Annotated in this window: 17 protein-coding genes and 2 tRNA genes; 5 read left to right on the forward strand and 14 right to left on the reverse strand. The window is 59.7% G+C overall.

What is annotated here, in order from left to right:
- Positions 1-200: 200 nt before the first annotated feature.
- Positions 201-2,105, forward strand: a complete 1,905-nt coding sequence (locus tag E8F06_RS14260) for a potassium transporter Kup (RefSeq protein WP_280368290.1) — start codon at positions 201-203, stop codon at positions 2,103-2,105.
- 138 nt (positions 2,106-2,243) lie between these two features.
- Here E8F06_RS14260 and E8F06_RS14265 read toward each other — a convergent pair whose 3' ends face one another.
- The 6 genes from E8F06_RS14265 to E8F06_RS14290 form a co-directional block, all read right to left on the reverse strand.
- A complete protein-coding gene (locus tag E8F06_RS14265; RefSeq protein WP_280368291.1) occupies positions 2,244-2,792 on the reverse strand; it encodes a cytochrome b in 549 nt (182 codons plus the stop codon).
- Between the two features lie 77 nt (positions 2,793-2,869).
- Complete coding sequence (locus E8F06_RS14270) at positions 2,870-4,141, reverse strand: AcvB/VirJ family lysyl-phosphatidylglycerol hydrolase (RefSeq protein WP_280368292.1); 1,272 nt, start codon at positions 4,139-4,141, stop codon at positions 2,870-2,872.
- A 7-nt stretch (positions 4,142-4,148) separates the two neighbouring features.
- Complete coding sequence (gene mprF / locus E8F06_RS14275; RefSeq protein ID WP_280368293.1) at positions 4,149-6,794, reverse strand: bifunctional lysylphosphatidylglycerol flippase/synthetase MprF; 2,646 nt, start codon at positions 6,792-6,794, stop codon at positions 4,149-4,151.
- Between the two features lie 215 nt (positions 6,795-7,009).
- Positions 7,010-9,415 (reverse strand): GGDEF domain-containing protein, encoded by a 2,406-nt coding sequence (locus E8F06_RS14280; RefSeq protein ID WP_280368294.1) that lies wholly within the window; start codon positions 9,413-9,415, stop codon positions 7,010-7,012.
- A gap of 145 nt (positions 9,416-9,560) precedes the next feature.
- Positions 9,561-9,637: transfer RNA gene (locus E8F06_RS14285), tRNA-Met, on the reverse strand.
- Between the two features lie 115 nt (positions 9,638-9,752).
- Positions 9,753-9,829 (reverse strand) — tRNA-Met (locus E8F06_RS14290).
- 187 nt (positions 9,830-10,016) lie between these two features.
- Here E8F06_RS14290 and dinB point away from each other — a divergent pair.
- Entirely contained in the window at positions 10,017-11,072 is a 1,056-nt protein-coding gene (dinB, locus tag E8F06_RS14295; RefSeq protein ID WP_280368295.1) for a DNA polymerase IV, read from the forward strand.
- Positions 11,073-11,213: 141 nt separating this feature from the next.
- Here dinB and E8F06_RS14300 read toward each other — a convergent pair whose 3' ends face one another.
- Together E8F06_RS14300 and E8F06_RS14305 are read right to left on the reverse strand one after the other, a co-directional pair.
- Positions 11,214-11,621: an META domain-containing protein gene (locus E8F06_RS14300; protein ID WP_280368296.1), complete on the reverse strand. Its 408-nt coding sequence runs from the start codon at positions 11,619-11,621 to the stop codon at positions 11,214-11,216.
- Positions 11,618-12,061, reverse strand: a complete 444-nt coding sequence (locus E8F06_RS14305; RefSeq protein WP_280368297.1) for a hypothetical protein — start codon at positions 12,059-12,061, stop codon at positions 11,618-11,620. Before E8F06_RS14305 ends, E8F06_RS14300 begins: the two co-directional genes overlap by 4 nt.
- Before the next feature lie 88 nt (positions 12,062-12,149).
- Here E8F06_RS14305 and E8F06_RS14310 point away from each other — a divergent pair, with 88 nt between their 5' ends.
- Together E8F06_RS14310 and E8F06_RS14315 are read left to right on the forward strand one after the other, a co-directional pair.
- Positions 12,150-13,511, forward strand: a complete 1,362-nt coding sequence (locus E8F06_RS14310) for a tyrosine-type recombinase/integrase (protein WP_280368298.1) — start codon at positions 12,150-12,152, stop codon at positions 13,509-13,511.
- A 12-nt stretch (positions 13,512-13,523) separates the two neighbouring features.
- Positions 13,524-14,243 carry an abortive infection system antitoxin AbiGi family protein gene (locus E8F06_RS14315; protein WP_280368299.1) on the forward strand — a complete coding sequence of 240 codons (720 nt, stop codon included), beginning with the start codon at positions 13,524-13,526 and terminating at the stop codon, positions 14,241-14,243.
- A 483-nt stretch (positions 14,244-14,726) separates the two neighbouring features.
- On the opposite strand, the gene E8F06_RS14320 is transcribed toward E8F06_RS14315, so the two are convergent.
- On the reverse strand, positions 14,727-15,281 hold the full coding sequence (locus tag E8F06_RS14320) for a recombinase family protein (protein ID WP_280368578.1): 555 nt from the start codon (positions 15,279-15,281) through the stop codon (positions 14,727-14,729).
- A gap of 426 nt (positions 15,282-15,707) precedes the next feature.
- Here E8F06_RS14320 and E8F06_RS14325 point away from each other — a divergent pair, with 426 nt between their 5' ends.
- Positions 15,708-16,160: a hypothetical protein gene (locus tag E8F06_RS14325; protein ID WP_280368300.1), complete on the forward strand. Its 453-nt coding sequence runs from the start codon at positions 15,708-15,710 to the stop codon at positions 16,158-16,160.
- A 220-nt stretch (positions 16,161-16,380) separates the two neighbouring features.
- Here the strand turns inward: E8F06_RS14325 and E8F06_RS14330 are convergent, their stop codons facing one another.
- The 5 genes from E8F06_RS14330 to E8F06_RS14350 form a co-directional block, all read right to left on the reverse strand.
- Positions 16,381-17,424 (reverse strand): hypothetical protein, encoded by a 1,044-nt coding sequence (locus tag E8F06_RS14330; protein WP_280368301.1) that lies wholly within the window; start codon positions 17,422-17,424, stop codon positions 16,381-16,383.
- Positions 17,425-17,544: 120 nt separating this feature from the next.
- Positions 17,545-17,835: a hypothetical protein gene (locus tag E8F06_RS14335; protein ID WP_280368302.1), complete on the reverse strand. Its 291-nt coding sequence runs from the start codon at positions 17,833-17,835 to the stop codon at positions 17,545-17,547.
- A gap of 50 nt (positions 17,836-17,885) precedes the next feature.
- Positions 17,886-20,123: a tape measure protein gene (locus E8F06_RS14340; protein WP_280368303.1), complete on the reverse strand. Its 2,238-nt coding sequence runs from the start codon at positions 20,121-20,123 to the stop codon at positions 17,886-17,888.
- Complete coding sequence (locus tag E8F06_RS14345) at positions 20,120-20,359, reverse strand: hypothetical protein (RefSeq protein WP_280368304.1); 240 nt, start codon at positions 20,357-20,359, stop codon at positions 20,120-20,122. The genes E8F06_RS14340 and E8F06_RS14345 overlap by 4 nt, the downstream gene beginning before the upstream one ends.
- On the reverse strand, positions 20,359-20,850 hold the full coding sequence (locus tag E8F06_RS14350; RefSeq protein WP_280368305.1) for a hypothetical protein: 492 nt from the start codon (positions 20,848-20,850) through the stop codon (positions 20,359-20,361). The genes E8F06_RS14345 and E8F06_RS14350 overlap by 1 nt, the downstream gene beginning before the upstream one ends.
- Between the last annotated feature and the right edge of the window lie 2 nt (positions 20,851-20,852).

Here is a 20,852-nt window from a genome sequence, read left to right on the forward strand (position 1 = left end):
ACCTCGATGGGCGCTCGGGAGGGCGCCTCTGATCAAAAAGTGCGCAATTCTAGCGGCAGGCGTCAGCCATTTCCACCCTCATCTGTTGTCATTTCGCAGCTAGCCTGTAGGAAGCTGGCGGAACGGATGCGGGATGCTTCTCGTTGCCAGGAAGGCTTATTAGACGATGCGCACCAACAGTCATGAGCAGGAAGGTTCAGATGAGCGAAAGCGTCAGCCACTCCGCCAACCAGCATGAGGGGCATTCGACCACCGGGCTTGGCCTTCTGATAGCCGCCGCCGGGGTGGTCTACGGCGATATCGGCACCAGCCCGCTGTACACCCTGAAGGAGGTCTTCTCCCCGCAGTACGGCGTCCAGGTCAACCACGACGGGGTTCTGGGGGTGTTGTCGCTGATCTTCTGGTCGCTGATCTGGGTGGTGTCGATCAAGTACATGCTGTTCGTGTTGCGTGCCGACAACGAAGGCGAAGGCGGCGCCATGGCGCTGACCGCCCTGGCCCAGCGCGCTTCCAGGTCCTACCCGAAGCTGAGGTCGGCGGTCGTGCTGCTCGGCCTGTTCGGTACGGCACTGTTCTACGGCGACAGCATGATCACCCCGGCGATTTCTGTGCTCTCCGCCGTCGAAGGCCTGGACCTGGCGTTCGATGGCATCAGCCACTGGGTGGTGCCGTTGTCGCTGATCGTGCTGGTGGGGTTGTTCCTGATCCAGAAGCACGGCACGGCGCGTATCGGCATTCTCTTCGGGCCGATCATGGTGCTCTGGTTCAGCGTGCTCGGTGCCCTGGGGATCTACGGCATCGTCCAGCAGCCGGAGGTGCTGAAGGCGATGAATCCCTGGTGGTGCGTGCACTTCTTCATCACCCATCCGACCGTGGGTGTGGTCATCCTCGGGGCGGTGGTGCTGGCCCTGACCGGTGCCGAGGCGCTCTACGCCGACATGGGCCACTTCGGCCGTAAACCCATCGCCCGTGCCTGGTTCTTCCTGGTGCTACCGGGGCTGGTGCTGAACTACTTCGGCCAGGGGGCGGCCATCCTCGCCGACCCCGCTGCCGCGCGTAACCCCTTCTATCTGCTGTCGCCGGGCTGGGCGCTGCTGCCCATGGTGCTGCTGGCCACCCTGGCCACGGTGATCGCGTCTCAGGCAGTGATTTCCGGCGCTTTTTCGCTGACCCACCAGGCCATGCAACTGGGCTATATCCCGCGCATGTTCGTGCAGCACACCTCCCAGCAGGAGCAGGGTCAGATCTACATCGGTGCGGTGAACTGGGCATTGATGGTGGGCGTTGTGCTGCTGGTACTGGGATTCGAGTCCTCCGGCGCGCTGGCGTCGGCCTACGGCGTGGCGGTGACCGGCACCATGTTGATCACCACCCTGCTGGTGTCGGTGGTCATGCTGCTGCTGTGGAAAACCCCCTTGTGGCTGGCCGTGCCGGTACTGCTGGGGTTTCTCTTCGTCGATAGCCTGTTCTTCACAGCCAACGTGCCGAAGATCTTCCAGGGTGGTGCCTTCCCGGTGGTGGCCGGTACGGCACTGTTCGTCCTGATGACCACCTGGAAGCGTGGCAAGCAGATTGTGGTGGATCGCCTGGACGAAACCGCGCTGCCGCTGCCGTTGTTCATCAGCAGCATCCGTTCGCAGCCGCCGCATCGGGTGCAGGGTACGGCCGTATTCCTTACCGCCCGCACCGACGCCGTGCCCCATGCCCTGTTGCACAACCTGTTGCATAACCAGGTGCTGCACGAGCAGGTGGTGCTGCTGACGGTGGTGAGTGAGGACACGCCGCGGATTCCGTCGGAACGGCGTTTCGAGGTGGATGCCTACGGGGATGGATTCTTCCGGGTGATCCTGCACTTCGGCTTCATCGAGGAGCCTGACGTGCCGGCAGCGCTGAAGCTCTGCCACCTCAACGAGCTGGACTTCAGCCCGATGAGCACCACCTACTTCCTCAGCCGCGAGACAGTAATCCCCACCAAGCGCATTGGCATGGCGCGCTGGCGCGAGGCGCTATTCGCTTTTCTGCTGAAGAACGCCAACAGCAACCTGAAATACTTCAACCTGCCGCTGAACCGGGTGATCGAGCTGGGGACGCAGGTAGAGATTTGAGGGGGGCGCTACAGGTCCGCAACGCCCCACGAGGCGGATGTCGGCGCCCTACGTTGGGCTTCGCTCAGCTCAACCTACAAGAGCAAGTAGGTTGTGGGTGAGCACCGCGACGCCCAACGCGTCCTATGTCACGAGGGGTCAGCTGCGTCCCGGCAGCATCCGCACCAGGGTGTTGTCGCGGCTCACGTAGTGGTGGAACAGCGCTGCAACGGCGTGCAGACCGATCAGCCAGTAGCCGGCGGTGCCCGCCAGTTCGTGGAGCTCCTTGATTTCTCCGGCCAGTTCCTTGTTCGGGCCGATCAGCCCTGGCAGTTCCAGGCCGAAGAAGGGAACGGTCTTGCCGGCGGCGCTGAGAATCAGCCAGCCGGCCAGGGGCGTGCCGATCATCAGGGCGTAGAGCGCCAGGTGCATGAACTTGGCCACAAGGTTCTGCAAGCTCGTCGGGGCGGGCTGGATGGCCGGGGTGGGGGAGATCATCCTGCCGATCAGACGCAGCCAGACCAGGAAGAACACCGCCATGCCGAGCATGAAGTGCCATTGCTTGAGCAGGTCGCGGGTTTCGCTGCCTTTGGGAAAGTTGCCCTTGAGTTCGATGCAGGCGTAAACCGCTGCGATCAGTACCAGCATCAGCCAGTGCAGGGCGATGGACAGGCTCCCATAGCGGGAAGGCGCGTTCTTGAGACTCATCAGGTACCTCTTTCTCGTCTTAAGGCGAAACGGTCGGGCAGGATAACCGCGTTGCCTTAAGCGAATCTGAACCTGGATCAATCCTTTGCAACGGACTCCTGGCGTTTCGCAACCGCTGCCAGCAGTTTCTCCGCCAATGCCGGGTAGTTTTCGTCGTAATGGTGTCCTCCCGGCAGTTCGAGATTTTCCCCGACGGCGCCCGGCTGGGTGCAGCCGCTCTCGCTGATCTCTTCCTTGCCGAACACGCAAAGCACCTTGCTTGCCGGCAGCTTAGCCAGTTCCGGACCGGTGGCGGCTTCCTGGCCAGCCTTGCCGAGCCAGCCCTGAACCTCGATCTCGAAGCTGCCACTGCGGGCGAGCGCCAGCAGGAGAATGGCGTCCACCTGGTCCTGGTCGGCCTTGGGCAGCCGGTTGTAGAACGCCGGCAGCACGTCCGCGCCGAAGGAGTAGCCCGCCAGCACGAAACGCTTGGCGCCCCACTTTTCGCGGTATTCCTTCATCAGACGGCTGAGGTCGGCGGCACCCTGTTCGGGGTTCTTGTGCTGCCAGAAGTAGCGAAGCGCGTCGATGCCCACCACCGGGTAGTCGCGCTTGGCCATTTCGTCGGCCACCGCGCGGTCGAGATCGCGCCAGCCGCCATCGCCGGAATAGAACAGGGTGACGGTCCCGGTGGAGTGAGTGGCGGGCACTTCCACCACCGGCAGCGGCTCGCCCTGGCCTTGCAGCAGGCTTTGCAGGCGTTGCTGCAGCAGTTGCGTGAGGCTGGTGTCGTAGTCGCTGATCAGGGTTTCGGCATTGGACTGATTGCGCGCGAAGGCAGCGCTGGGGTCGTCCGGGTTGTCGTTCCAGGCGGCCAGCCAGTGGCCGTGGGGCGCCGTTTGCGGCAAGGCAGCGGGGCAGTCCGGGGTGTCCAGGCTGAAGTCGATGGACAGGGCTTGGGCGTTGTCGTTGTCCTGCTCGGCCAGCCAGCGCCAGGCGAATGAGGCCCCAGCGCCGATACCCGCTACCAGGGTCGGTTCGCCGTCCAGGGTTTTGCGGGCTTGTTGCAGGCGTTCCTGTTGCGCCGCGCAGTCCGAGGCCGGCAGGTCCAGCTGTAGCAGGCGGGCATTGCTGCTGCGGGCCAGGGCCAGCAGGTCGGCGTCGGCCAGGCGCTGGTCGCCGCTGGCCAACAGCAGCACGCGGTGTTGGACGGCTCCGGCAGGGTTGGCAAGGGTCATGGGGCTGCCGTCAGAAGCCTTCAGGCTTTCCAGCTTTGCCTGGGGCGTGGGACGGCTCCAGAACAGCAGGGTCGCGCCCACCAGCAGGACGATCAGGATCAGCAGCAGGTGTCGCCAGTTGCGTTTGAGCATGTGCACCTCAGCGTTTGACCAGGCCGGTGAAGCCGCCGGCGATCAGCGCGGCGGTGTCGGCCAGCGCCACCAGCGGGTCGAGGCCGGCGGGCACGGCCATGTAGCGCGGCTCCCACTCGGGCTGGAATTTCTCCTTGAAGCGGCGCAGTCCCTGGAAGTTATAGAACTGCTCGCCGCGGCGGAACACCAGCGCGCCGAGGCGCTGGGTCAAGGGGGCACCACGACGGGGCTGGAGGCCGGCGAGCGGCACCATGCCCAGGCTGAAGCGGGCATGGCCGCGTTCCTTGTAGTGCAGCAGCAGGCTGAGCATCAGGAATTCCATGGTCAGCTTCGGTGCGTGAGGATGCACGCGCATCAGGTCGATGCTGGACAGGGTGTTGCCTTCGGTTTCCAGCAGGTTGGCGAAGGCCACCGGCTTGCCCTCGAACTGGATGGTGGCGATACGGAAATGCTTCAGGTAGTCCGGGTCGAAGCGGCCGAGGGAGAAGCCTTTCTCCCGTGCCTGCTTGCCCTGCATCCAGGCGTCGGAAATGGACTGCAACTGCTCCAGGGGCGCGGTTCCGACTTCATAGATCTGCAGGCTGAGCCCGTCGCGTTGGCCACGGCTCAAGGTGTAGCGCAGGTCCTTCATTGCCTTGTTCTTGGCGTCGAGGTCGAAGCGGGGCAGGTCGACCCGCGCTTCCTCGCCGAGCTTCAGGGCGGACAGGCCGATGTCCATGTAATAGGGCAGGTTCTCCGCACGTACCTGGTAGAACACCGGCCGGGCGTGGTGATGGTCGCAGAGGTCACGGAACTGCCAGATCAGCTCGGCGCGGCGGTGGGACGGGCCGATGGGGTCGAACAGCGCTACCAGGCTGCGGCCACGGCGGGCATACATGAGGAAGGCGTCGCCCAGGGGATGGAAAAGCAGGGCTTTGTCGCCGGTCAGCACCAGGCCGCCATCGGGCTGGTCGGAACTGCGGATCACCTCGGCGGCGCGCTCCAGCTCTTCATCGGTCGGCTCGTGGATGGTCGGCGGCACCGGTCGCAGCAGCCAGGCCAGGGCGATGCCGGCCAGCAGCAGGCCGCTGGCCAGGGAAGCGCGTAGGGCGCGCGGCGCGTCGCCGTCCACCGCGAATTGCCACCAGAGTTCATGGTCGTAGGGCACGTCCTGGAAGGCGAAGAACATCAGCCAGAGGGCCGCGATCAGCACGCAGGCGCTGGCCGCCAGGTTGATCGGCGAGAAGGGCATCTCCAGCAGGCGACTGGGGCGGTAGAACGCTGCACGGAATATCGCCAGCAGCACGGCGGTCATGCTCAGCAGGCTGGCTTCTTCCCAGTCGAAGCCCTTGAGCAGGGACAGGCCGGCGCCGGTCAGCAGCAGTACCACGGTCAGCGCCCAGGCCGCCGACAGGCGATGGCGCAACCCGTGGGCCAGCAGCAGGCAGAGCACCCCGACCAGGCTGGCGGCCAGGTGCGAGGCGTCGATCAGGCGATGGGGGATCAGGAAGCTCAGGTGTTCCAGGCGGGTGTCCACCGCCGGGGTGACGCCGGAGAACAGCAGCACCACACCGGACAGGAACACCAGCAGCGACAGTACCGGCGCGGCCAGGCCGGAGGCGGCGCGCAATGCCTGGCGGCCGGCGGGGAACAGGCGCTGCGCCTCATTGGCGAGCAACAGCAGGCAGGCCAGCACCAGTGGCAGGCCGACGTAGATCAGGCGGTAGAGCAGCAGGGCGGCCGCCAGGGGGGCAGCACCCAGTTGGCCGGCGAAGGCCGCCAGCAGAACGGCTTCGAACACGCCGACCCCGCCTGGAACGTGGCTGAGTACGCCAGCGGCCAGGGCCAGCATGTAGACCAGCAGGAAGGCGCCGAGCGGTGGTGCGTCGGGCAGTAGCACGTAGAGCACGCAAGCGGCGGCGCAGACGTCCACTACCGTGATCAGTAGTTGCAGCGCTGACAGGCGCAGGCCGGGCAGGCGCACGCTGCGGTTGCCCAGGCGGATGTCGATGCAGCCGGGCACCGGTGGTTCGGGAGCGCGCTGGCGCGAGATCCAGAAGACCAGCCCAGCGCCGGCCAGCAGTACGCCCACGGCCATGAAGATCACCAGGCTTTCCGGCAGGCCCAGGGCGATCGAGGCGGCGGCCGGGGCACTCAGGGCGGCCAGCGCCGCCAGCGGCGGGAGCGCCGAGCCCAGGGCGAGGCTGGCGAACAGGGTGATGCGGGCGATGTCGCCGGCGCCGAGGTTATCGCGCCCGTACAGGCGGAAACGTACGGAGCCGCCGGTGAGCATCGACAGGCCGATGGCGTTGCCCACGCCCGACGCGCAGAAGCTGCCCAGCGCCATGCGCTGCAAGGGCAGGTGCACACCGGCGAAACGGCAGCCGGACCATTCGTAGCCTATGTAGGCGATGAAGCTGACAGCAGTGGCGCCCAGGGCCAGCAGCAGGCTGGTGCCGGGTACATCGGCAATGGCGGAGCGCAGTGCATCCGGGTCGAGTTCCCGCAACAGGTGCCAGCACGCCAGCAGGCCGAGGATGAACACCAGCAGGGTGAAGGCGATGACGATCCACTGCCGATAGGCTGTGAGGCTGTCGAGCCAGCGGATCTGGGCGGATTCTTCGTTGAGTTGGCCGTTGGCCGGCTTTTCCACTGGCGGGGTGTTGGCGCGCATCGAGCACCTCTGGGCAATGTGCGCCACTGAGTGTGGGCGCCGACAGCAAGTTCCAAGTGTCTGGCAGAACTTTTTCTTCGCCGGCCTTTCGATGGTCTAGCGCGCAAAAACGGCCGGGTGCACCGGCAAGTCTAGGCGAGCAGGGAGTCCCGCCGCTGCGGGAAGTCGGGGAGCGTCAGGGGAGGGCGGCAATTTGCCGCGCGACGGCCCGCCGGTCAGTGCCAGACCGAGCGGGTCTCCCAGTCGCGGAACTGTTCGGCTGGAATCGGCTGACTGATCTTGTAGCCCTGGGCGATGTCGCAGCCGTATTGGCCGAGCTGGTTGAAGGTCAACTGGTCCTCCACCCCTTCGGCCACCACCGTCAGGTCCAGGTTGTGGGCCAGTTCGATGATGGAGCGGACGATCTTCGCCGACCCCGCGTTGGTGGTCATGCCACTGACGAAGGACTGGTCGATCTTCAGCGAGTCCACCGGCAGCCTCTGCAGGTAGGCCAGGGACGAATAGCCGGTGCCGAAGTCGTCGATGGTCAGGTGCGCATCCAGGTCCTTGAGTGCCGACAGGGTCTGCTGCGAGGCCGCCGGATCTTCCATCAGCGCGCTTTCGGTCAGCTCGAACTCGATCCAGTGGGGTTTGGCGCCCCAGGTGGCGAAGGAGCCCTGGATGCGTTCCAGCAGCCGCGGGTCGCGCAGGTCGTGGGCAGAGAGATTGACCGAAATGGGGCGCTCATCTCCCTCTTCATGCCAGGCATAACGCTGGCCCAGTGCGGTATCCAGCACCCAGAGGGTCAGTGGGGTGATAAGGCCGGTGTTCTCGGCCAGTCGCACGAACTCGTCGGGCGGCAGCATGCCGTGTTGGGGATGGCGCCAGCGCACCAGCGCCTCGGTGCCGCACACGCGATTGCTGGCGATCTCTACCTTGGGCTGGTAGTAGAGCAGCAGTTCGTTGCGGTCTATGGCGCGGCGCAGGTCGCCCATCAGCGTCAGGTGCTGGGCGCACTCCTGATCGAGGCCGCCCTGGAACACCGCGAAGCCGGCATTGGAGCGCTTGGCCTGTTCCATCGCGCTGCCGGAGCGGCGGATCAGGGCTTCCGGTGCCGTGCCGTGGCCGGGGTAGAGGGCGATGCCGATGCTGGCCCGTGCTTCCAGATAGAGGCCGGAGAGTTCAACTGGGTCGTAGAGCGCCATGAGTATTTGCTTGGCCAGTTGCGAGGCGTGCTCGGCGCCGCCATTGGGCATGAGCACGGCGAATTCGCATTCGCCCATTCGCGCCACCGTGCGTTCTGCCCCCACCACCTGCTTCAGGCGGGAGGCGATTTCGATCTGCAGGCGGTCGCCTTCTCGATAACCGAGGGTTTCGTTGATTTCCTGGTTGCGGGCGATCTCCAGGTGCAGCAGGCCGAAGGGGCGGCGCTCCTGGCGGGCATTGGCGATGGCGGTATCGAGCAGTTCGCGCAGGCGCACGCGGTTGGGCAGGCCGGTCAATGCGTCTTCATAGGCCATGCGGCGGATGGTCGACTCGGCTTCCACCGCACGGGCGCGGGTGCGCAGGGTGGAGATGCCGAAGCCCAGGTCATGGGCCGTGGCCAGCAGCAGTTCAACTTCCTTCTCATCGAATGCATCGGCGTGCTCGGCCATGATCACCAGCATGCCGATGACTGTGTCTTCCACCTTGAGGGGCAGGGCCAACGCCGACGCGAAGCCATATTCACGAGCCTCTTCATGAAGCGCGGCTTCCGGGTCGTTGAGCAGGTCACGCAGTACCAGCGGGTCGCCCGCCTGCAAGGCGGTTTCCAGCTGGCCATGGAAGCTGCCGTCATGGCCCCCCGCGCCCCACCCCTGGCAGATGCCATTGGCCGCGTTGCAGGCCATCACCTTGTATGGGCGCACCGGGTCGTCCTGGCGGTAGTCGACCCAGGCTTGGCGATAGCCGCATTCATCCACCAGGACCCGGCAGATTTCCGTCAGCAGCGGTGCTTCGCTGGTGGCATGGATCACCGCATGATTAACCGCGACCCGGGTGGCCAGGGCGCGGTTGAGGGCTTCCACCTGCTGCTCGGCCTGCCGGCGTCGGGCCTTGATGCGCAGGGCCTGGAGGCCGAAGGCCATGTCGTCGGCGGCTTCACTGAGCAGTGCCAGTTCCCGTTCACCGAAGGCATCGGGCTCCTTGGCGCAGATGGCCAGGGCGCCGAAAATCTCGCCGTCTACCCGCAGGGGCAGGGACAGGACCGAGGCAATGCCGTGGGTGATGGCGCTCTCCCGCCAGGGGCTGAGCCTGGGGTCTGTGAGGATATTGCGCGTGATGGTCGGGACGCCGGTGCGGATGGCGGTACCGGTGGTGCCGCGTCCGCGTTCGCGATCGGCCCAGGTGATGTTGAGCGAGTCGACATACGCCTTGTCGAGTCCAATGTGAGCCAGGGGCGTCACCGACTGTGCTTCGTCATGTTCGGCCCGTCCCACCCAGGCCATGCGATAGCCGCCTTCCTCCACCACCACCCGGCAGATTTCCTTGAACAGGAAGCACGGGTCTTCGGCGCGCAATAGGGCTCGATTGCATCCGCTCAGCGTACGCAGCGCGCGGTTCAGGTATTCGACTTCCTCACTGGAGGCGCAGTAACCGGACATGGCGAACCTCCACCAGGTGGACAGGTGCGCTTCAAGTATAGAAGTCGGGACTTTTCCGGATGGGGGACTGACGAGCAGCCTTGACGGACGGAGGAGGGAGGCGGAAACGAAAAAGGCCACTCCGAAGAGTGGCCTTTTTGGAAACTGGTTGCGGGAGCTGGATTTGAACCAACGACCTTCGGGTTATGAGCCCGACGAGCTACCAGACTGCTCCATCCCGCGGCGGCAATTCTACAGTTCTGCGGAGGGCTGTCAAACGATTTCTTTCATTTAAATCAAATACTTATTTCGACCCAAACGAAAAAGGCCACTCCGAAGAGTGGCCTTTTTCTAATGTTGGTTGCGGGAGCTGGATTTGAACCAACGACCTTCGGGTTATGAGCCCGACGAGCTACCAGACTGCTCCATCCCGCGGCGGCAATTCTACAGTTCTGCGAGGGGCTGTCAAACGATTTCGCAGAAAAATTCTTTTTCCCTCAAATATTTAGCAATCGGGTGAGGTGAAGGGGCGCTGCCCGGACGTGTGCTAGAGCGGCTGGAGAGGGCTCGGGCTGCGGTATCATCGCCTGCTATCCGAACCGCCCTCGCACCACCGATCACCATGCCGCAACGAAAGATCATCCACATTGACTGCGACTGCTTCTACGCCGCCATCGAGATGCGCGACGACCCGTCGCTGGCGGGTAAACCCCTGGCGGTTGGCGGCTCGCCGGACAAGCGTGGGGTCGTAGCGACCTGCAACTACGATGCCCGCGCCTACGGTGTACGTTCGGCGATGCCGATGCGGACGGCGGTCAAGCTGTGTCCGGACCTGACCATCGTCCGGCCGCGCATGGATGTGTACAAGGCGGTGTCGCGGCAGATCCATCAGATATTCCGCGACTTCACCGAGATCATCGAACCGCTGTCCCTCGACGAGGCCTACCTGGACGTTTCCGACAGCCCGCATTTCAACGGCAGCGCCACGCGCATCGCCCAGGAAATTCGTCGGCGCGTCGCCTCCGAGTTGCATATCACGGTGTCTGCCGGGGTGGCGCCGAACAAGTTCATCGCCAAGATCGCCAGCGACTGGCGCAAGCCGGACGGGATGTTCGTGGTCACGCCGGACCAGGTGGATGAGTTCGTTGCCGCACTGCCGGTGAGCAAGCTGCACGGCGTGGGCAAGGTGACGGCGGAGAAGATGGCGCGCCTCGGCATACGTACCTGCGCCGACCTGCGCGACTGGAACAAGCTGGCGCTGGCGCGGGAGTTCGGCAGTTTTGGCGAGCGGCTCTATAACCTGGCCCGTGGCCAGGATGACCGCATCGTGCAGGTGGACAGCAGGCGGCAGTCCATCAGCGTGGAAAACACCTACGACCAGGACCTGCCCAATCTGGATGCCTGCCTGGAACAACTGCCGGCACTACTGGATGAGCTGCGTGGGCGCATGGCGCGCCTGGACAGCAGCTATAAGCCTGACAAGCCCTTCGTGAAGCTGAAGTTCCACGACTTCACCCAGACCACCCTGGAACAGGCCGGCGCCCGCCGCGACCTGGACAGTTACCGGCAATTGCTCAGCGCGGCCTTCGCCCGTGGCGACAAGCCGGTGCGGTTGATCGGGGTAGGGGTGCGTTTGCAGGACCTGCGTGGCGCAGTCGAGCAGCTCAACCTCTTCTAAGGCACGGCCTGCTTTTATCGGTAGGGGCGAATTCATTCGCCAAGGGCAGCAACGCTGCCCCACGCGACTTCTGAGGGCAGACCTTCGGTCTGCTTGGCGAATGAATTCGCCCCTACAAGAGAGGGGATCGACGCGGCGAGCTCAACCTTCCACCGGCCACAGCCGGATCGCCTTGCCCTCGGCCGGCCACAGTCGGAGCTGGTCGATGGGGGAGATGTCCCAGCGCTGCACCTTGCCCAGGGCGTCGAGGAAGCGTTGTTCCTGTTCCATCAGCGCGGGCGCGCACATCTTGCGAGTGCTGCCGGCGGCGCCGAAGGTCAGCTTGTCGCCTTCCATCGTGTAGGAAGCGAACCAGTGGTTGCAGCCGGCGTTGCCATAGGCGCGGTTGCCGTCGCCCAGGGTGATGGTCAGGTGACTGTTATCAATCAGCGGGCGCTCGCCGATCCATTCCACCTGGTAGGTCGTGCCGGTTTCCAGTTGCGGACTATCGCTGGCGCAGCCGGTGATGGCGGCGGCCAGAACGGCCAGCAGCAGGGTATTCCGGGTCATTGGGTGTCCTCCTGACGACAATTCGGGCAGAAGTGCTTGCCTGCGTGATTGCGCCAGCCCAGTTCCGCGATGCGCGCCTCGGCGGCCGGTGCCTGGGCCTGTTTGCCGAGGCCGCTGTCGACGGCGAATTCGAAGTCCAGGCGCTTGCCGCAGGCGTCGCAGTCGACGTGCCAGTTGTGGATAGCGAGTTCCTTGAAGGCCGGGCCCTTGGCCACCGCCAGCCATTGGCCGGGCGGGTTGATCAGGTGGCGCACCTTGTCCACGGTGAGACGCATGCTGAGGTCGCGGCTGCCCTTGAGGGTCACCAGCAGGGTGTCGCCGGTCTGAATCGAGCCGCCGGTGCCCGTGACCTGATAGAGGCCCGGGGAGAGGGCGCGGCATTCGTTCAGGGTGTGGGCGGGGTTGAGCAGGTTGTAGCGAAAATCGTGAATTGTGGCCATTGGCCCAGTAACCTCAATGGTTTGCGGCTTCTAGAGCTACACTGCGTAGAAGCCTTGCGTAGAAATCAAATCCTGTCGGAGCGCGTAGATGGCAACCTCTGAAAAGCTGCTGGTGCTCCGTGGCACCACCTACCATGCCCGTTTGGACGTCCCCGAAGACGTCCGGGGCATCATTGGGAAGCGAGTTTACAGCCGAAGTTTAAGAACATCATCGTTACCGGAAGCGAAGATGTTACTTGGCCGCGTGCTGGCCGACTGGCGGGCGGAAATCCTTCAGGCACGAGGCAAACTGACCAACTCCACATGGAAGGTGGAAGTCTTTGAAGACGTTCGCCAGCATCGGGAAACCGCTGCTTTCGCCAGAACGGCGCCGGATGCGATGGAACTGGAATCCATCTGGGATCGGGCCATATCTGCCGCGTTCCCGAATGGCGTGCCCGAAGACCTGCGGCAGAGCCTGGAGCACGAGAAACACCACATGCTCACGCAGGGCAGCCCGCCGGATGTGGACATCTTCAACGACGTACTTCTAAAGCAGTTCAAGGAAGTCCGATTGGGGCAGGTTGAGCTAACGTCTGCCGAGCGGGAAGTTGCAGATGTTAAACAGTTCCGGGACTTCCTCAAGGCGAGGAAATTCGGTTTCTCAGCAGACATCGTGGGGCTCTGGATAGCGTCCCTGGACGTGAAGACGATTGTTAAACGCAGCAAGCTCCGGTCGGGGAAAACGTATATCAAGTGGTTGCAGACGAAAGGCTTCTACCCGACCACCGTGGACAATCCGTTCGACAATCAGTCGCTTCCGAAGGTGAAACGGAAGGAGACGATGAAGGAGCCACGGCTACCGTTCGAAACCATCGAAGTTGGGCACATCTTCAAGAAAGCGGTGGAGGCCAAGGACACGTTGCTGGCGGCGACGATTGCCATTGCGGCATACACCGGAATGCGGGCCGAAGAGATTGCTCAAATCAAGAAGTCCGATATTCAGGAGCCGGAAGAAAACAAGTACATCATCAACGTTCGGGATGTTGGTACGAAAACGAAGGCGGGGATTCGGGCGGTTCCCGTTCACAATGACCTCTATCCGCTGATCCTGTTCTTGGACACGGAAAGCAAGTCGGAATACTTGCTAGACTACGAGACTGAAAGTCGAATTGGGAAAAGGTCCGTGCTGCTGGTGACACGCTTTTCCAAGTTGAAACGTGCGTTGGAATACGGTAAGGAAAAGACATTCCACTCACTCAGGCATTCACTTGCAACGCAGCTTGAACGGGCAGAGATACCGGAAAACATTGCTGCCGATATCCTAGGGCACAAGAAAACTACAATGTCTTACGGCTTGTATTCAGGCGGGACCAGCCTTGCGGCAAGACTGGACGCGATTAACAAGATTGAAGGGTTCCATCTGCGGTTGAGGAAGATTGTTCCGCAAATCTATTTTGAATCGGCATAAAGGAAATTTGCGATGGATCAAGAGTATGTGTCAGATGTGCTTTACCACTTTGTCGGAAGAAATAATCCTCTTGATGATGAAGACTGCTTCAGGAAGCTTAAACAAATATTAAAAAGTGGCTACGTTGCAGCTAAAGATGTGGAGACAGGAGAGTTGCAGCTTAGGTTGGGGGATTTACAGTGTATGATTAACCTCGGCGGCAACTTGCGAGATGAAGATTTAGTGACTGCCAACATAACATGCTTCTGTGATATCCCGCTTAAAGCCCAAGGGATTCACTACAGCAAGTATGGAAAATTCGGCATTGGCTTTCGACTTGATTACCTAGCGCGGGTGGGCGCTAGACCGGTTTACTATCTGCCATTCTCGGAAGAGGAATATTCCGGTAAGGTGATTGGCACTAATGGCGGTTGGCTAATTGAAAAATTAGAGTCAGAAATAAAAAGCCTCTTTATTCGCGCCGACGAAGATAAGGCGAAGAATGATCTTGAACGGGTCGAAGATGTTCTTTCCCGCCATTTTGCTGCATTTATTAAGCCTTACGATAGAGACTTACCAATTGAACACCTCAAGTTTTATTACACCGAACGAGAGTGGCGAAACGTCGGAAGCGTGAAAATCGATCTACAACAGGTGAAGCGAATTACAGTAGCGAAGGAATACAAGCAGCGCCTGATTGATGACATGCCGGAGCTTGCAGCCTTGGAAATTGAGGAGGTTCCTGTGGGCTAGGGACGTTTCCCCCACGGAACTAACTACCCCTGCCCATTTTCGGACCCCTTTTCCAATCGGGAAACCCTGGCGCCCCCGCGCCAGCAACCGAGCATGTTCGGGAAAGTCGGGCGTGGCTGGGCGGGAATATCCTGAGCGTTAGCGAACTATCTGAAGGGGGGGACGTTTCCAAACAGCCAACCCCTGCCCCCGCCCAAAATTTTCGGACCCCTTTGCTAAACGCCATAACAGGCCCCCCCATTTTTTCAGACAGGGCACATACCGGGGGTTACGGGCTGGAATTTTTCGGAAAACCCCGCCACCCAGCGGCAGAATTAAGCAAGCCGCGACCGGGGCCAACCTGGGCGACAGGAATTGGCGAATATCTGAGCCCTTCCAGGGCGTCTCCAGGGCCGACAGCACGCGGAACACTAACCACGCTGGCAGACACGCTTAAACAACAAAGCCGCCCGTAGGCGGCTTGTGTGGGGCGTATGGCGGGGGTTATCCCTTCATGGCTCGCTGAACCGTGGACAAGCTGACATTCAAATCTTTAGCAGCCTGACGGAACGATGAACCAGCAGCGACAGCGGCCCGAATGGCTTCATCATCCACCGTCTTAACACGGCCCTTGTACACGCCTCTCTCTTTCGCCTTGGCGATTCCCTCACGCTGGCGTTCCTTGCTAATGGCACGTTCGAACTCTGCGAAGCTACCCATCATGGACAACATCAGCTTTTGCATGGCGTTGTTCTCGCCAGTGAACTCAAGCTTTTCATGGTGGAAGTGAACCGCTACACCACGCTTGTTCAGCGTCTCCACCAGCGACAGTAGGTCAGCCAACGAACGGGCCAAGCGGGAAATCTCATGGACAACAATCGTGTCCCCTTCCCGAACGTATTCCAGCATGGCTTGAAGCTGGGGCCTGTCCGTGGTGGCACCACTCACCTTGTCCGTGAACGTCTTATCAACCTGCACACCATCCAACTGACGTGCCGTGTTCTGGTCAACCGAGCTAATCCTTACATACCCAACCTTCGCCATTTCCCTGCCCTGTATTCATTTGCCTCTAGAGGTTCGCACTCTACCCGTGTTCATTATCAGAATCAACCCTAATGAATACGTGATTCCCTGGCGGACTGTATTCAGCCGTCCGTGGTCGTGAGCGTTTACCCCAATGAACACGGGCAATGGTCTGGACTACCCGTAACCAACGATGGGAATGACACATCCACCAACAATCTGCGGCCAGCCTGCGGAACGGGGACGGCTGTACGTTATTTGAACAGTACCATTATCATTCAGGCGTTGCTCAAATCGAACATATGTGTTCACTTTGTAAAACAGGCGTAGAAACGCGGGTTAGCTGGGCAACTGGCTGGCCTAGGCCCCGGAGTTGCTGGGCTGTGTACTAGCTCCCGGCTATCATGACCAATAACCGCAGGGGCACGGATTCCCTGTTCTCCCCCTGATAAGGACTACGGGATGGAAGACACAACACAGAAGGGCTGGCGAGTAGTGATTACGTGCATGAAGTCCGCACTTGTTTTCCTAGCCGTTGGTCCCTTGATCGGTGCCTTTCTGCTCAGCACGGCATCTGCACTTGTAAACTTGGAGTTCAGCCCGTCCGGCCTTTCAGCTTGGGTCATGACGATGGTGGTGGGGGTTCCGTTTGCTTACGTGATTGGCGGAATCCCGTCTTTCCTAGCGGGAGCAATCTTTGCTTCTGTCGTGATGGTGGCAAAGAAGAAATCCACCCGTGCAAAGGTGTTGATCGGAGCATTCAGCGGAGCGGTTGCTTTCACAGCCGCTTACATTGTTCACGACAAGACGCCTCTTACCCTCCTGACCAATGGTGACGGGATGGCTTACATCCTAACCGGAGTGGGTCTTAGTGCAGTTGTCGCCCTACTACTGAGGCGGCGACTGCATAGCTAGGTTTTTTGAAAGTTAAAATAAAAAGCCCCAGCACTTGGCCGGGGCTTATTGTTTCCGCAGATTGAACGGGGAGAGTCGTGGCCACGACCAGTTAATCGAGTAGAGTGGACCAGCGGATGTCTACATTTCAAAAACGCTGAAGCCTTAGTGGCAGTAGGCTTAGAGGGCTGTTTTTGAGTGTTCCGCTAATTGAATTCTCTACTACATGCTTCGCCTTTCTTCAGAAGTACACTTCTTCAATCTCTTTCAAGTGCGGCTTCATCAGAGTCTGAACGTAATCAGCGTCAGCTTCTTTGCCGTGCAGGACATTCCACATGTGAATGGCGATCTTGGAGGCTACGGGTTCGGGGATGTTCCCGTTTACGTTCTGAGAGGCGCACTGTTGGCGATAGAAGATTGCGGCCAGTTCTGCGACTTCTTCAATACCATCAGGGCGGAACTTGGCGTGGCGTTCCAACTCATCACGCATAACACACAAGGGATCGTAACTCCCACCAGCCCTGACAAACTCCTTCTTACCGGTGAGTTGGGATTGAAGCTGTCCGAGCTTAGCCGTACTGCAATCGTGAAGCTGTTCCAGGGACAGGCCAAGCTCATCAAGGAATAGCTCAAGGTGCATCAACCGCTTAATACGCTGTGTCGGTTGGATACGAGCCTTCTTAGCAAACTCTGTGATTACGTCCTCACCAAGATAACGAACGATTCGGCGAATGATGCCCTTGCGGGATTCGTCCTCTGAAACGAAGTTGGCGGCGGAAGTCTGGGAACGGTGGATGGACTTGCCTTGTCCGAAATAGTTGTTCCCATGTTGGCGGTTTGGAAGCTCAGGGCAAACAAACAAGTTTTCCGCGTGAAGGAGTCCGATGTAGTCACCCTCCTTCGGCTTTACCGGGTGAACATGAGCGATAGCGTAGAGCTTGGCATCGTTGCCCAACCCATTAGCCCGGAGCCAATACTTGTAAACTCCGTACAGTTCCAGAAGGCTTTCTACGGTGTGGCCACAGAACACATCTAGCAATCCCGCTCGCTGGGCTTCAGTGGCCATCCAATACGCAAAGGCACTCTTCATGAAGCGTTCCAGCCTGGACGCTTCCAGGGCCTTACGCTTATCAGCAGCCTGTCGCGTGGACTTACATTCAGGCTTGCAGAACTCTTCATTTGCAACGTCTGGTCGGAAACTTTTACGGCAGCATTTGCACTTTTTAACTTTATCCACTTTCTTACGCGGCTTAGCCGTTGTTGCTTGCTTTGCTTGTAGCCCCATCGTGGTCGGCTCCTTTAGTTAGGTTGTCGTGAGTGTGCCGGCATATACCGGAACAGAACTTCTTCGGGCGGGTGCTACTAAAGACATTCCCACATTGAATGCAGGTTATGATTCGAAGCTTCATTGTTTATCCTCATGCTTGATTTGTTCGTGGCGCTGGATTGCCAGAGAAATCCGTTTATCGACTTCAGCCAGAATCTCCCCATCACGGGCGTTCAACTTGGCTTCCATCCTGGCGATGTTGGCCATTCTGTTTTCCTGGCGTTCGTCATACTGGTCCAGGAGTTGTTCAACACGTTCATACGTGGCGTGGGATTCGGTTGAGAATGCCCATGTTGCTACTTTTAAAGTTATGAACTGCGGGCATAGCACGAGCGCCAGCCACAGTCCGATTGTCTGTAGAGCTTTCATTTTTCATCCAATGTAAGAGAGAAAGCGGCACGTTGCGTGCCGCTGTTTTGTTACTCGATTTCAGATTCGCCGTTGTCGGCAGCCCGGATAATACGATCAAACTTCCTATCAACTGCACTCTCAACAGCCGGGGCAATCGCTGCAAGAGTTTTTTCGTCCGCACCACCTTCAACCGTGACGGTGATACCGCCTAGATTCACGGTGTTGTTAACGTGCTTAACCGAATTGACAGGCGTAACTAACGGAGTTGGCTGCTGCTGACTTTCAAACTTCTGAATCCCCATCATCAACGGTGTTGCCTGGAACTCAGCAGCCTTACGGGCAAATGCACTCACCATTTCCGCAATACCTTCACCATCCTGTTCTACCTGGGCGACAGGTTTAACAATTAATGGCGATGGTACTTGCGGGGCTGGCTGGGCAAACTTTTTAAAGTCGGGCCAGTCGGTGGACTTATCGTCGGCGGGTTTGGTTAGAAGGTATTGCAGGGCCTTTTCGGGCTTGTTCAATCCTGCCTTTGTCTTGGCGTCTGCCAGTGCCTGGAGCGATTCGTTTAACTCCGATTCAGCCAACATACGGGCCGGGTGCATTGGCGAAAACTTCGACGTGGCTTCAGCTTTTTCCCTGGCATCCTCAACACGCTTTTCCAGTTTTTCCAGGGAAGGCGCTTTGAAGAAGTAAGTCAACATGGACGCCGTAGAAGACTGGAGAGCCGTATCCCACTGCCCGATTGTTTCACGTAGCGGCTTCATCGCTTCGTTTAACTCACGCTCCGCTTTGATACGGTCATTGATCGAAGCTTTAAGCTCTGCGTTCTGATCCAGGCCGAACTGTTGAAGTAACTTTTCGTTGTCCAATCTGGTTTGGTTAGCTTCGATGCTCTTCGCCTGCTTCTCGATGGACGGGCCATTGTCCCGAACGAATCGTTCCAGGCCCTTTTCGAAGTCTACGGCTAGCAGGTTGCCTTCCTTCGTGGAATTACGAAACGCTTTGTCCAGGGCCTGGGCGTCACCCTTGAACTTGTTACGTTCAGCCCATGCACGTTTGATTGGCTCAATCAGCAGCGGGCCAGCTTCTGCGAAGGTTTGCACATCTTCAGCATCGCCCTTCGTCTTCGCCCGTACCTGCTGGAGCTGGAGGGAAGCCCGGCGACTCTCTTCCTTGCTCATTCCGGCGCCCCGGAAGGCGGCAGACTGCGTTTCGAACATGTTGATGGCGTCCTGCAACCCCATCTTTCCACCCGCAGTCTGCGACATTACGAAGGTGCGGAAAGCCTTCGCGGATTCAAGGTCGGCTGACGTGCCGTACTTGTCGGAAATGTGGATGAACGCATCCTTGGCCAGCTTTTGGTTAGCCGGGTTGGACCCGCCAGCCTGCTCCAGGGTGTTCGCGTACTGCTCGTTGCCCGATACACGTTCCTGAACCTTGTCCAGGCGTTGGCCAACAAGGGCCACGGCGGCGGCTACGGACCCGACAGCGGCACCAATAAGGCCAAGTCGGGTCAGCATGGGGGCCATGTCAAAGACAACATTGCCTTGCCGCTGCGACTGCTTACGGGCCTGATTGGCCTGCCATACCTGATGGCGGGCACTGGCCCATTCGTGTCGCTGGAGCTGCTGGGCTGCTCTCACTTGCTGGCGTTGTTCACGGGCAGCGTGGGTGGCTTGGCGGGCTTGATGCTGCTCGACGGCACGCGCACCACGTTCGCGGATGTGTTGCAGAACAAGCTCTGCTTTGGCCGTCGCGGAAAGGCTTTGTAGGGCCTTCTGCTGAAGGATGTAGGTTCGGGACTGGGCCTGACCTAGGATGCGCTCTAAACGTTCCTGGCGAAGCTTGGCGGCTGCTACGTTGTGGGCGTTCTTGGCTACCAACCCTTCCGCCTTGAGGCGTTCCTGAGTGGCCTTGGCTTCCTTCGCAGCAAGTACGGCCATCGCTTGTTTATCGCGTAACGCACTACTGGCCAACATGGCGGATTGTTTCTCAGCGGCAAACTTTAACTTTTGCCCTTCAAGCTCAGCCTTGAATGTATCCCGCTTCGCAGCCTGGGCGGCACGTTCCAACTTGTATTCACGTTCCAAGGACTGACGAACACTGTTATCCCGCTTCGCCTTCACGTCCTGAACTTTGGGTTTGATGGTTAGCTTCTTCTCCAGGGCTTCCGCTTTCTTCAATACGCCTTGCATTTGTTTTTCAACACGGCTCAGGGCTGCCTGGAATCTATCGAGTCCGGTCGTATCGACCTTGAAGCCCAGCGTTGCGAACAACCGGGCGAGTTCTTTCGTCATCATTGCCCGGCCTCCTTCACGTAATTCGCCAGGGCTTGCTTAACAACAAGTTCTTTCAGCTTCGGCGGGTATCCCAACATGCTCGCTTCACAAGCTGCCAACCATTCGCCAAAGGTTTCGAACCCGGAAAGCTCAGGCAACGCAGCTTTATAAACGACAACGCCGGATTTCTCCGGCGTTGTTTCATTTAATGTTTCTGGACAATAGCGTTGTCTCAGGATGCGCTCTGTTTGATCCATTACGCGGCCTGCCCTTTGTAAAGGTTAATGATTTCCTGGCGAGCTTCCTCTAACTGGCGTTGCTCTTCAGCGATACGTGCGGCTTCAAGTTCACGCTGACGACGTTCAACAGAACGGCGGGCTTCAATTTCCACATGCTCGTTAAACAGTTGCTCCAGTTCAGCCCGGTAGTCGGCTTCAACTTTTTCAGCAATAGCGGCCTTGTCTTTGGCTTGCTGTTTCTCAGGTTTGTACAAGTGGAACTCGATCCAGGAAAACGAACCTGTACCCGGATTGTGATCGAAGTAAAGCGGAGATACTTCCGATTGCGTATATCCGGCTTTACGCTTCTCGTGGTAAAGCTCCAGGGCATGGGCAACGCTGTTGGATTGGAATAGTTCCAGGGCAGTTAGACGGCCATACTTAGGTGTGTGGAACTCGTAGTTCGAAAGGGCTACCTGTACGCGGCTTTCCAGTTCAGCTTGGGAGAATTCGAATTTGATAATGGTCATGT

It is taken from the genome of Pseudomonas sp. BN411 (genome assembly GCF_029871235.1).
In the GTDB taxonomy this organism is placed as follows: Bacteria; Pseudomonadota; Gammaproteobacteria; order Pseudomonadales; family Pseudomonadaceae; genus Metapseudomonas.

What these genes read in the sequence shown, in the direction of transcription:
- E8F06_RS14260 (WP_280368290.1), top strand. Translation starts at nt 201, where the DNA reads ATGAGCGAAAGCGTCAGCCACTCCGCCAACCAGCATGAGGGGCATTCG.
- E8F06_RS14265 (WP_280368291.1), bottom strand. Translation starts at nt 2,792, where the DNA reads ATGAGTCTCAAGAACGCGCCTTCCCGCTATGGGAGCCTGTCCATCGCC.
- E8F06_RS14270 (WP_280368292.1), bottom strand. Translation starts at nt 4,141, where the DNA reads ATGCTCAAACGCAACTGGCGACACCTGCTGCTGATCCTGATCGTCCTG.
- mprF (WP_280368293.1), bottom strand. Translation starts at nt 6,794, where the DNA reads ATGCGCGCCAACACCCCGCCAGTGGAAAAGCCGGCCAACGGCCAACTC.
- E8F06_RS14280 (WP_280368294.1), bottom strand. Translation starts at nt 9,415, where the DNA reads ATGTCCGGTTACTGCGCCTCCAGTGAGGAAGTCGAATACCTGAACCGC.
- dinB (WP_280368295.1), top strand. Translation starts at nt 10,017, where the DNA reads ATGCCGCAACGAAAGATCATCCACATTGACTGCGACTGCTTCTACGCC.
- E8F06_RS14300 (WP_280368296.1), bottom strand. Translation starts at nt 11,621, where the DNA reads ATGACCCGGAATACCCTGCTGCTGGCCGTTCTGGCCGCCGCCATCACC.
- E8F06_RS14305 (WP_280368297.1), bottom strand. Translation starts at nt 12,061, where the DNA reads ATGGCCACAATTCACGATTTTCGCTACAACCTGCTCAACCCCGCCCAC.
- E8F06_RS14310 (WP_280368298.1), top strand. Translation starts at nt 12,150, where the DNA reads ATGGCAACCTCTGAAAAGCTGCTGGTGCTCCGTGGCACCACCTACCAT.
- E8F06_RS14315 (WP_280368299.1), top strand. Translation starts at nt 13,524, where the DNA reads ATGGATCAAGAGTATGTGTCAGATGTGCTTTACCACTTTGTCGGAAGA.
- E8F06_RS14325 (WP_280368300.1), top strand. Translation starts at nt 15,708, where the DNA reads ATGGAAGACACAACACAGAAGGGCTGGCGAGTAGTGATTACGTGCATG.
- E8F06_RS14330 (WP_280368301.1), bottom strand. Translation starts at nt 17,424, where the DNA reads ATGGGGCTACAAGCAAAGCAAGCAACAACGGCTAAGCCGCGTAAGAAA.
- E8F06_RS14335 (WP_280368302.1), bottom strand. Translation starts at nt 17,835, where the DNA reads ATGAAAGCTCTACAGACAATCGGACTGTGGCTGGCGCTCGTGCTATGC.
- E8F06_RS14340 (WP_280368303.1), bottom strand. Translation starts at nt 20,123, where the DNA reads ATGATGACGAAAGAACTCGCCCGGTTGTTCGCAACGCTGGGCTTCAAG.
- E8F06_RS14345 (WP_280368304.1), bottom strand. Translation starts at nt 20,359, where the DNA reads ATGGATCAAACAGAGCGCATCCTGAGACAACGCTATTGTCCAGAAACA.
- E8F06_RS14350 (WP_280368305.1), bottom strand. Translation starts at nt 20,850, where the DNA reads ATGACCATTATCAAATTCGAATTCTCCCAAGCTGAACTGGAAAGCCGC.